We start from the raw sequence: 10,941 nt of genomic DNA on the forward strand, positions 1-10,941 counted from the left end.
AGGTGATCCGATGTCGAGTGATTTCGTTTTCCATAACGTGAGCTCAGCGGATTGCACTTCCGGGAAGCAGTCTTCCCGTTAAGGCGCGAGACGCGCGGCAGGTAGCCCGGAGGGGCTGCCGCCAGGAGCCGCGTCATGGACGGAAACACGGAAGGCCGCCGGCTTCGCAAGAAGCGGCGGCCTTTTCCTTTTGGCGTCGGCTTTCGATCAGTGGCCGCTATCTGGTCACCGTCAGATTGTCGATGTTGCGCACGATATCCTGGAAGGCCTGGTTGAGCTCGCTGCCGTTGGCCGCCTGGTAGAAATGCTTGCTGGTGCCGGTATCGGGACTGGCGCAGGACTGCAGCGTCGACTTGGCGTTCTTCTCGGTGAGCGCAAAGCCGATGGTGAATATCTCTATGCCCTGGTCGCGCATTGCCGCGCAGAGCGTCGTTGCCGCGGTCCGCGTCTGCACTTTGCCGGCGTCGTTATAGACCTGATCCGGACCGTTGGCGTCGAAATAGGACAGGTTGAATTCGCCGTCGGTCATCAGGATCACGTATTTCGCCACCTTCTTCGGATCCATTTTGGCAGGCCGCTGCGAGGCCTTCATGACGCTGCCCCAGTTTTCCGAAAGCATGTACCACGCCCATTGCACGCCGATATGGCCGGCGGTGCCGCCGGAAGCATCCAGGTCCTTGATGACATTGTTCAGAGCCGACGCATCCGTGGTCAGCGGCTGTATTGTCGCGACGGGGCAGGCTCGTGTGTGGCTCGACCTGGCGAAGTCGGACAGATAGAGGTCCCGGTTGACCATGCTGACATCCGGACCCGCATCCGAATATTGATAGGCGCCCTTGCGCTCGGTGGCGCAATTGTCCGGCCGCGTCGAAGCCGAGACATATTTCGGGTCGTCATTTCCCGGCGCCTGCTTGCGCTCGCTGGCCTTGGTCTCGACAAACACGGTGCTTGCGGCAAGCGAGCCGACATTGACCGAATTGGCATAAGGCACGATCGCCACCCGCATCCGTGGCCGGGAGGCGTTCTGGCCGTCGAGGAACGAACCGACCGCGTTGCCCGCCGCTGTCCTCAGATCCTTGATCTTCTGGCCCGCCATCGAGCCGGTCACGTCGAGCATCATCGCGACCTCTACCGTCTTGTCCGAATAGAGCGCGGTGGTCGAAGACGTCACGCGTTGCATGTTGCCGATGCTGAACAGCGGGAAATAGAGGCTGATATCGGTATGCACATCGGCCTTTACGGTGCTGGCTGTCCTGTCGACGGTGAGTTTGTCCAGCACGATCCCGTTGGCTTGCAGGAGGCCTGCCGCGCTGTTGGCGTCGAGGAACGCCTGCACCGTCGCCTTGGCATCGGCCTCCTGGATGACGCCGAGCGTGAGATCGCGGGCCGTCGAGGTCACAGCGGCGTCGACGACGCCCTGCAAGCTCGACCTCGCATTGTAGAGCTGCGAGATATTGACCGCGAACCCCGCCCCCAGCGCGAGGACCGATGCGGCAACTCCGAACAGAACCGCGAAATTGCCTTCGCGATTCCGAATAAAGCCGTCCACCCCACGAACGACACCTTTGAACTGCCGCATCCCTTCCGCCTCCACCGTCTGCGGCACCGTGCCGCTCGGCAAAGGCGCTGCAGGATTTCGGCCAGACCCGGCCGACGGCCGCCGAAAGACACTTAGCAGTCGGTCAATTCATTGTTTTTGCTAGTTTTCGGCGAATTTTTCGGTGAACGGGAAGTAAACGAAAATGCGCTGGCAGAGAGACGTTCACGAAGCGCTTACCATGACGCCGGCGGCTGTCGCGGGCGTTCCCGCTTCGGCACAAACGGGCTGTGCCGAAGCGGATCAGCGGCAGCCATCAAACAGGCGTAGCGCAGGGGTCTGTGGAAGCGCAGGGAGCCACCATTCGCAGGCCGGGCTCACCTGAATATCTACAGACCCTACGCCAGCATCTGCGCGCTGGCCGTCCGGTCGACGCCATGGTGCGGAGGATTGAAGCGGTTGCCTTCCTGCTCGTAGGTCCAGACCTTGAACAAGGTGAGCCGGTGCAGACCGAAACTATGAAGGAGCGGCACGTCGGTAGCGTCGCGCCCGCGCGCGACGACGACGCGGCCGATGCGTGGCCGGTTGTGGCGCGGATCGAACGTGTACCATTTGCCGTCGAGGAAGACTTCCATCCAGGCCGAGAAGTCCATCGGCGCCGGATCGGCCGGCACGCCGATATCGCCGAGATAGCCATTCACATAACGCGCCGGAATGTTCATGCAGCGGCAAAGCGTGATCGCCAGATGCGCGAAATCGCGGCAGACGCCGACCCGTTCATCATGCGCCTGGGCCGCCGTGCGGGTGCCGCGCGCATAGCCGTAGCCGAAGGAAAGCCGGCTGTTGACGTAGCCGACGATGGCCTGGACGCGCGCCCAGCCGGGCGGCAGTTGGCCGAAGAGCTGCCAGGCGATGTTGCTGAGGTGATCGGTCTCGCAGTAACGGCTGCCGAGCAGATAGACCAGCACGTCGTCTGGCAGTTCCGCGACCGGGGTTTCCTGCGCGAGCACATTGACCGTATCGGTCTCGCCGCTGTCCTCGATTGCCGCATCGTAGAGGACCCGGAAACTTCCGGTGGGCGCTGTGAAACGACGGCAGATATTGCCGTGGCGGTCGCGATAGACCCGGGTCGGCACCGAGGGCGAGGTCAGGACCCGCGTCTGCCGCTTGATGTCGGCGTGCCGGTCGGGATGGATGTCGAGAAGCGAGATGATCGGCGTCGCCGCCGCGCATTCGATGGCGATTTCATAGCCGAGCCGGATCAGCATCGCATTCCCCCCGTCACGATTTTGGAAAGACTTTCGGTTCAACGCCACGAAACCGAGGTTGTTCCCATGCCAGGTCGAAATGGCGGCATCTCGCTTCTCAGCCGGTGCTGGCCGGTTTAAGCTGGAGCTTGCTTTTCGCCCTCCCCGAAAACGATTCACCAGGAAATTCGAATGTTCGCAGGCTTAAAGTTCGCCGCCTTCCTGTTCGACATGGACGGCACGGTGCTCAACTCGATCGCCGCCGCGGAACGGGTGTGGACAAAGTGGGCTAAGCTTCACGGCCTCGATGTGGCGACCTTCCTGCCGACGATCCACGGCAAGCGGGCGATCGAGACGATCGCCGGATTGATGCTTCCGGGCGTCGACGCGGTTGCGGAAGCCGACGCGCTGCTCAAGGCCGAAGCCGACGACCTCGAAGGCATCGTCCCGATTCCCGGCGCCGTCGCTTTCCTGGAATCGCTGCCGCCGGAGCGCTGGGCGATCGTCACGTCGGCGCCGCGCGAACTGGCGCTGCTGCGCCTCAAGGCGGCCGGCATTCCGGTTCCCGCCATGATGGTCACGGCGGAAGATGTGACCCACGGCAAGCCGGCGCCGGACTGCTTTCTGCTGGCGGCAAAGCGTCTCGGCGTCGAGGCGCGCGACTGCCTGGTCTTCGAGGATGCGCCGGCGGGCATCGCGGCCGGCGAGGCTTCCGGCGCCTCGGTGATGGTGATCAGCGCCACCCATGTCCACCCGCTGAAAACGCCGCACGTCAGCATTGCCGGCTACGACAGGCTCGGCATCGCTCTCGACGACAATGGCTGGATTGTTCTGGAGCCGCAGCGGGACGCGGCTTGAAGCGCGTTAATGCATGTCGCCCAGAAGTGTGCAGCGGTTCTGGGACAACGACATGCATAAAAACAAAGACTTAAAGCGTGTCGCCTGAATCCGTTTCAGCGCGACACGCGTTAGAAGTCGCTGGTCAGGCCCTTGACCTCCCAGTCGCCGTAGCGCCCGGGCTCCTTGCCGCCGCGGCCGCCGATTTCCTTCGGCAATTGCGCTTCCGCCGCTCGATACTTTTGACGACGGGCTTCCGCCTCTGCTAACGCCCGTTGTGCTTCCGGCGTCGGCGTCCTTCGCGGCTCGCCGGTTCCTGCAACTGGTTCGGTTTTGTTTGGCTCTTCGGTCATGCGATAACTCCCGCCGATTGAAACCGGGACCGGCGTCTCCCATCATATAGCCATGACGCTGGAAGGATCGACCCCTATTGATGAGCATCGGAATATTCCGAAAACCGGATTCCACTTTTCGGTCCGATGCTCTGGCCCCTTCCGACACCAAGTCAGACGGATGAAACGATGAACACGCTTCGCACCACCATGCTCCTTGCCGCGATGACGGCGCTGTTCATGGGCGTCGGCTTCCTGATCGGCGGCTCGGGCGGCATGATCATCGCGCTTTTGATCGCCGCCGGCACCAATCTGTTCAGCTATTGGAACGCCGACAAGATGGTGCTGTCGATGAACCGCGCCGTCGAGGTCGACGAGAAGAACGCGCCCGAATATTACGCGATCGTCCAGGCGCTGGCCAAGCAAGCCGGCCTGCCGATGCCGAAGACCTATCTGATCGACAGTCCGCAGCCCAACGCCTTCGCCACCGGCCGCAACCCGGAGAATGCCGCCGTGGCAGCGTCCACGGGCCTGCTTGAGCGGCTCTCCCATGAAGAGGTCGCGGCGGTGATGGCGCATGAGCTTGCCCATGTGCAGCATCGCGACACGCTGACCATGACGATCGTGGCGACGCTTGCCGGCGCGATCTCCCTGCTCGGCAATTTCGCTTTCTTCTTCGGCGGCAGCCGCGACAACAACAACCCGTTCGGCTTCGTCGGCGTGCTGGTCGCCATGCTGGTGGCGCCCTTCGCCGCCATGATCGTGCAGATGGCGGTGAGCCGCACCCGCGAATACGAAGCCGACCGGCGCGGCGCCGAGATCTGCGGCCACCCGCTGTGGCTGGCTTCGGCGCTCAACAAGATCGCGCGCGGGGCCGAACGTATCCCCAACCCGGACGCCGAGCGCAATCCGGCGATGGCGCATCTCTTCATCATCAACCCGCTTTCCGGCGAGCGCATGGACAGTCTGTTCTCGACCCATCCGAGCACCGAGAACCGCATCGCGGCGCTGCAGGACATGGCGCGCGCCATGGGTGGCGCACCGGCGGCCGCCCGGCGCGAAGCGCCGGCGCCGACCGCCGCCGATGAGACGCCGGCCGGTCCATGGGGCAAGCCGGCGGAGCCCGCGCCGCCTGCCGAACCGGCGCGGCCGAAACCCAATCCCTGGGGCCGCAACCCGACCGGGCCGCGCAATGTGCGGCCGAAGGGTCCCTGGTCATGACGCCGCCGAGGCGCCGGCATCCAGGCAATCCGCAACACACGGCCGATGACGAGAGCGTTGCCGGCCTTGCCGCGCGCAAGGCGGCGGCGCGCCTGCTTGCCGCCGTCATCGATGCCCGAACGCCGCTGGACGGCTTGACCGACAACGAGCACGGTCATCCGCAATACAAGGCGCTCGATGGCCGCGACCGCGCGCTGGTGCGCGCCATCCTGGTCACGGCGCTGCGCTATCGCACGACCATTGCCGGGCTGCTGTCAAAGCGGCTGGAAAAGCCGCTGCCGCCCAACGCCACCGCGCTTTCGCACATCCTGCATGTCGCCGCAGCGCAGATCCTGTTCCTCGACGTTCCCGACAGCGCCGCCGTCGACCTTGCCGTCACCCACGCCAAATCCGATCCGCGAACGCTGCGCTTCTCGGGCCTCGTCAACGGCGTGCTGCGTTCGCTTGCCCGCGCCAAGGAAGCCGAGCTTGCCCCGGCGCTTGCCGCCACCAACGAGGCGCCGCAATGGTTTTCCGAGCGATTGACCGCCGCCCACGGAGCCGACAAGGCGCGCGCCATTCTTGCCGCGCACCGCCACGAGGCGCCGGTCGATTTCACGGTCAAGGCCGATCCCGCGTTCTGGGCCGAGCGTCTGGGCGGCATCGTGCTGCCGATCGGCACGGTGCGTGTCGAGAAGCTCTCCGCCAACGTTATCGACCTGCCCGGTTTCGGCGATGGCGCCTGGTGGGTGCAGGATGCGGCGGCAAGCCTGCCGGCGCGCCTGTTCGGCGACATCCGTGGACAGCGCGTCGCCGATCTGTGCGCAGCGCCCGGCGGCAAGACGGCGCAGCTTATCCTGGCCGGCGCCGAGGTCACCGCGGTCGATACCTCGAAGAACCGGCTGGCGCGGCTGGCGCAGAACCTCGACCGCCTGCGCCTGGCAGCCGATCTCGTCCAGACCGACCTCCTGGATTACCGGCCGGCGCAATTGTTCGACGCCGTTCTGCTCGACGCGCCCTGCTCCTCGACCGGCACCGTGCGCCGCCATCCCGACGTGCCGTGGACCAAGACCATGGCCGATGTCGAAAAGCTCGCCGACCTCCAGCGCCGACTGCTCGCCCATGCCGTCGGTCTCGTCAGGCCCGGCGGCCGCATCGTCTTTTCCAACTGCTCGCTCGACCCTATCGAAGGAGAGGAACTCTATGGCGCTTTCCTCGCCGGAACCCCTGACGTGGCCGCCGATCCGATCCGGCCAGGCGAAATTGCCGGCGTCGATCCGTTTCTGACGCCAGAGGGCACGCTGCGTACGACACCTGCAGACCTGGACTTGGGGTCGGCTGGCATTTCAGGCCTGGACGGTTTTTTTGCGGCCCGTATGCGGCGGACGATGTAGGAAGGCAGAAGGCCGTGCCCGCGCGGACCAACCGCGCTTTCGCGATTGGCCGAAGCTTTCGGACATCGTCATTCTATGGCGGAGCAAGGAGCGAAGCGACGCGGCGCAGACCACAGAATCCATGCCGTGACTTCGAGGCGTTGCGACGGTGCAGAATTCTGCTCCGCTGCGCCCTTCGGCGGACGTCACAGGATCCTCGGGTCTGCGCTCCGCTTCGCGTCGCTCCGCCCGTGGATGACGACGTCGGGAGGCTCTGCCCAATCGCGAACCTCTGTACCAGCCCGCCCTAAAGCATGTCGTCGAGGCTCCAATGGCTCCCCCAGCGGGCGTCGATTTCGTCGTCGACATTCTGGTAACGGATGTCCGTCGACAGCCGGATCAAACCGTCGACACTCTGGTTGGTCGTGGAGGCGTGGATCATGTAGGGCGAGTGCAGCACGACGTCGCCCGCCTCGTAGTCCGCCACGAGCCAGCGCGTGTCGAACCGCTCAGCCATCGCGGGCAGGTCCTTCGACACCCAGCCGCCTTCGCTCATGTTGCGGTTGTAGGCGCTGACGCGTTCCTCCGGGCTAAGCCCGGCATTGTCGCTGCTGAACCGGGCCTCCATCGCGGCGCCGACGGCGTGCGATCCCTCCAGGTAGATAAGCCCGCCCATGTCGATGGAGGTATCGCCGATGGGAATCCATACCGTCACCACGCGGCTCGTGCCGCCGCGCAGGTAGACGAGGTCGTAATGCGCCGGTGTGGCGGTCGCCGTTCCGGGCATGGTGAAGCGCATGATCTTTCGCTTGTGCAGATAGGACAGGCCTCCGACAAACGCATCCATCGGGCGGGACAGACGGGGCTGCGCGCAAAAGCCTTCATAGGCGCTCGAGCGTACCAGCGACATCAGCCGGCGATCGGCGAGCTGGCGATCGAACGCGCCGGCTGACGCCGTGCCGAGCGAAGCGTCGGTCCCCGGTTTCAGCAGCCCGCTTGCGGCAAGATGCGAAAGCGCGAAGCCGCGAAAATCGATCACCTCGCGGCGCGGCAAAAGGCCCTTCAGCCAGACATAGCCTTGCATTGCATAGAGATGGCGAATGGTCTCGATGCCGACCGAGGGATCGGTTGGCGAGAGATAGCCCAGCCTGTCCGGCGCCGTGGACAATGCCTTGCCGTTGGCTGACAGGGCGATCTTGGATACTTCATTTGCGGAAACGCTCCCGAGGGAAGATATCGACATTTCAATCATCCAGCCTTCTTCCAATTGCCCCGGACAATGGCTTAATCTCACGACATCTCCCATGGACAGAAATTCCTACCTGGATTTTTCGCTCATGCCGGACTCGTCCTACGCGCTGTACCGATCGCCGCCGGCCGCCATGGGTGGGCTGTCGGTGAGGGGAATAGGCCGGCATCACGTCGGCCGGGCCATCATCAGGCGAAAGCTGCTGGATTTTGCAGTTGTCCTGGTTGAAGAAGGCCAAGGCTGGTTGGAAACCAGGGCCGCCGGCAGGCAGGCGATCGTTGCGCCCAGTCTTTTCTGGCTGTTCCCGGACACGACCCATTCATATGGACCCGACGGCCCGGGCTGGAGCGAACGCTGGGCGCTTTTCGGTGGAGCCCTGACGCGGGATTTCACCCGCATGCGGCTCATCGTCGAGCCGGCCCCGGTCGTTCCCTTGTCCGACCTCGGCGGCATGCGCCTTCTGTTCGACAGGCTCCATGCGGAGCTGTCCCCGGACACGCCGCTCAGCCAGGCGGAGGCTGCCGCCACCATGTATCGGCTGGTCGTGCAGGCCGCCCGCCAAGGAGCGGACCGAAGCGGCGGCGACGTCCATCCCGACTTCCGCGACGCCATCGAGGGTTTGCGCGACCGCGCTGCCGAGCCCATCGATTTCAGCGCGTTTGCCGCCAGGTTTGGCATGTCGCCGGCGACGTTGCGGCGCAGGTTCGCGCTGCACACCGGCCTATCGCCAAAGTCATTCCAGTTGCGCATCCGGCTCGACCGCGCCAAGCAGTTGCTGGCCGCGACCGATTCCCCCGTCGATGCGGTGGCGGAGGCTGTAGGCTTTCGTGATGCCTTCTACTTTTCCCGGCTTTTTCGGAGCCGGGAAGATTGTTCGCCGAGCGAGTTCCGCCGCCGCCACAGGAGGACCTAAGCCGCGGCGCAACCGGCGATATCGCCGGAAAGCCATGACTTTTTTCGGGACGACCCGCTGCGACGGCGTGAAGTGGTTCACTTCGGCGAAATCCGCCTTCGCATAAGTTCTTGAATCGCATAAGCTTGTGCTCGGGTTATGGGGACATCAGGAGGGCTTTTGGCACTTGTTGCCGGCAGCACGACGCGTCTATGGACGCTTGTCGCGAAGGAGTTCTGGCGCAAGACGCGCCGGCGTTTGCGCGCCGGCCCGGTCTATCGCTGGCGCTATTCCGGCCGCACGCCCGAACGCGTCCTGATCGCCCCGCCGGATCTACGGCTCGCCGATCCGCAGATCGCGCTGGAGATTTATTACGGCCGCTATCCGCTGTCCGGCCATCTGGTCGAGACCGGCGGCACCTCGCCCTTTCAGCTCGACGTGCCCAATCGCGGCTGGCAGAAATCGCTGCACGGCTTCCGCTGGCTGCGCCACATGCGCGCCACCGGCACCGAGCTCGCCGCCGCCAACGCCAGGGCGCTGGTGAGCGACTGGATCGCCGTGCACGGCAACCAGATCTCCGGCATCGCCTGGGAACCGGGAACAACGGCCAAGCGGGTGATCGCCTGGCTGCAGCATTCCTCGGTGGTGCTGCAAGGCGCCGAATTCCCCTTCTATCGCGCCTTCCTCAAATCGCTTGCCGTGCAGATCCGCTATCTGCGCTCGGTGACGCGCGAGATGCCGGATGGCGAGGGCAGGCTGCGCGCCCGCATCGCGCTCGCCTTCGCCGCGCTGTCCCTGCCGGCGCCGGCCTCGGCATTGCGCGCCGCGACGCGCAACCTGGCCGAAGAGTTGGAGCATCAGATCCTTCCCGACGGCGGCCACATCTCGCGCAACCCGATGGCGGTGCTGGAGCTGCTGGCCGATCTTCTGCCGCTGCGCCAGACCTACGCCAACCAGGCCGAGGCGCCGCCCGCGGCCTTGATCGGAGCCATCGACCGCATGTTGCCGGCGCTGCGCTTCTTCCGTCACCAGGACGGCAGCCTTGCCCGCTTCAACGGCATGGGCGCCACCATCCATGACCGCATCGCCACCATCATGCGCCACGACGACACGGTGGGCGCGCCGCTGCTGCACGCGCCGCATTCCGGCTATGAACGCCTTTCGATGGGCGGCGTGACGGTGATCGCCGACACCGGCCTGCCGCCGCCGGTCGACGTCTCCAACGCCGCGCATGCCGGCTGCCTCGCCTTCGAGCTCTCCTCCGGGCGCCAGCACTTCATCGTCAATGCCGGCATCGACACTTACGGCGCTCCGGAATTCCGGCCGCTGGCGCGCGCCACCGCCGCGCATTCCACCGCCACGGTCAACGACACCTCGTCGGCGCGCTTCAGCCACTCGTTGCGCGTCAGCGACCTTTTGGGTTCACCGCTGATCGGCGGCCCGCAGCACGTGCCTTGCAAGCGCCTCGACCAGAAGGGTGTGCATGGCTTCATCGCCCGCCACGACGGCTATATCCCGCAATTCGGCTTCCTGCATGAGCGCGAGCTGAAGCTGACCACGAACGGCAACGTGCTTGCCGGCCGCGACCGTTTCCTGCGCCCAGGCGGCACGGCGATCCGCAACAGCGGCCGCGACTTCGTCACGGTGCGCTTCCACGTGCACCCCGACATCAGCCTGCTGCAGGACGACCACGACCGCCTGACCCTTACCGCCGCGCAAGGCGACACCTGGGTCTTCACCTGCGCCGAAGTGGCGCCGGAGGTCGAGGAATCGATCTATTTCGCCGGGCTGAGCGGCCCGCGGCGCAACCGGCAGATCGTGCTCGCCTTCAAGGCCTCGGAGGTTGCCGAGGTCCACTGGCAGCTGACCCGCACCCACATCACCGGCTATCCTGAAAACAACTAATGCATGTCGCCCAGAAGTGTGCAGCGGTTCTGGGACAACGACATGCATAAAAACAAAGACTTAAAGCGTGTCGCCTGAATCCGTTCACGGTACACGACTCAGGCGTTTTTTGAGCTTATCATCGATCTTCGGGGTGGTTTTTCGAGCCACGCGTGGGCGGCTGCTTTGGGGCAGTTGACGATCCAGTCTCTGAGTGCGTCGAGACCGATGCGGAACCAGGATTTTTCGCGGCGGCCGTGGCTTTTGCGGGGTATGGCCTTCATGCCCATGGTCTGGGTGGCGCATCGGTAGGCCCATGTGATGGCGAGCATCACGATGACGATGAGGCTTGCGAGCTTCTCGGGATTGGTGATGTGGGTGTCCTCGAGA

General features: G+C 64.8%; 9 protein-coding genes and 1 pseudogene. 5 read left to right on the forward strand and 5 right to left on the reverse strand.

Annotation, left to right across the window (positions count from 1 at the left end; all coding sequences use genetic code 11):
* Nucleotides 1-217 precede the first annotated feature (217 nt).
* Complete coding sequence (locus YU3_RS0113930; RefSeq protein ID WP_027166833.1) at nucleotides 218-1,579, reverse strand: pilus assembly protein; 1,362 nt, start codon at nucleotides 1,577-1,579, stop codon at nucleotides 218-220.
* A gap of 356 nt (nucleotides 1,580-1,935) precedes the next feature.
* Nucleotides 1,936-2,805, reverse strand: coding sequence for a transglutaminase family protein (locus YU3_RS0113935; protein WP_027166834.1), 870 nt, complete (start codon nucleotides 2,803-2,805; stop codon nucleotides 1,936-1,938).
* A gap of 171 nt (nucleotides 2,806-2,976) precedes the next feature.
* Between YU3_RS0113935 and YU3_RS0113940 the strand changes: the two genes are divergently transcribed.
* On the forward strand, nucleotides 2,977-3,642 hold the full coding sequence (locus tag YU3_RS0113940; protein ID WP_027166835.1) for an HAD-IA family hydrolase: 666 nt from the start codon (nucleotides 2,977-2,979) through the stop codon (nucleotides 3,640-3,642).
* Between the two features lie 110 nt (nucleotides 3,643-3,752).
* Here the strand turns inward: YU3_RS0113940 and YU3_RS0113945 are convergent, their stop codons facing one another.
* Nucleotides 3,753-3,974, reverse strand: a complete 222-nt coding sequence (locus tag YU3_RS0113945; protein ID WP_027166836.1) for a DUF1674 domain-containing protein — start codon at nucleotides 3,972-3,974, stop codon at nucleotides 3,753-3,755.
* Between the two features lie 168 nt (nucleotides 3,975-4,142).
* Between YU3_RS0113945 and htpX the strand changes: the two genes are divergently transcribed.
* Together htpX and YU3_RS0113955 are read left to right on the forward strand one after the other, a co-directional pair.
* Nucleotides 4,143-5,174, forward strand: coding sequence for a zinc metalloprotease HtpX (gene htpX / locus YU3_RS0113950; protein WP_027166837.1), 1,032 nt, complete (start codon nucleotides 4,143-4,145; stop codon nucleotides 5,172-5,174).
* Entirely contained in the window at nucleotides 5,171-6,547 is a 1,377-nt protein-coding gene (locus tag YU3_RS0113955) for an RsmB/NOP family class I SAM-dependent RNA methyltransferase (RefSeq protein ID WP_036258408.1), read from the forward strand. Before htpX ends, YU3_RS0113955 begins: the two co-directional genes overlap by 4 nt.
* A 286-nt stretch (nucleotides 6,548-6,833) precedes the next feature.
* On the opposite strand, the gene YU3_RS0113960 is transcribed toward YU3_RS0113955, so the two are convergent.
* Nucleotides 6,834-7,769 (reverse strand): phytanoyl-CoA dioxygenase family protein, encoded by a 936-nt coding sequence (locus tag YU3_RS0113960; RefSeq protein ID WP_027166839.1) that lies wholly within the window; start codon nucleotides 7,767-7,769, stop codon nucleotides 6,834-6,836.
* A gap of 94 nt (nucleotides 7,770-7,863) precedes the next feature.
* Between YU3_RS0113960 and YU3_RS0113965 the strand changes: the two genes are divergently transcribed.
* Together YU3_RS0113965 and YU3_RS0113970 are read left to right on the forward strand one after the other, a co-directional pair.
* Entirely contained in the window at nucleotides 7,864-8,688 is an 825-nt protein-coding gene (locus YU3_RS0113965; protein WP_027166840.1) for an AraC family transcriptional regulator, read from the forward strand.
* 159 nt (nucleotides 8,689-8,847) lie between these two features.
* Complete coding sequence (locus tag YU3_RS0113970; RefSeq protein WP_027166841.1) at nucleotides 8,848-10,572, forward strand: heparinase II/III family protein; 1,725 nt, start codon at nucleotides 8,848-8,850, stop codon at nucleotides 10,570-10,572.
* Nucleotides 10,573-10,670: 98 nt separating this feature from the next.
* On the opposite strand, the pseudogene YU3_RS41245 reads toward YU3_RS0113970, so the two are convergent.
* Nucleotides 10,671-10,941 (reverse strand): annotated as a pseudogene (locus tag YU3_RS41245) (hypothetical protein); the annotation flags it as partial.

Origin of the sequence: Mesorhizobium sp. WSM3224, from assembly GCF_000427725.1 — a bacterium.
Classification (GTDB): Bacteria; Pseudomonadota; Alphaproteobacteria; order Rhizobiales; family Rhizobiaceae; genus Mesorhizobium.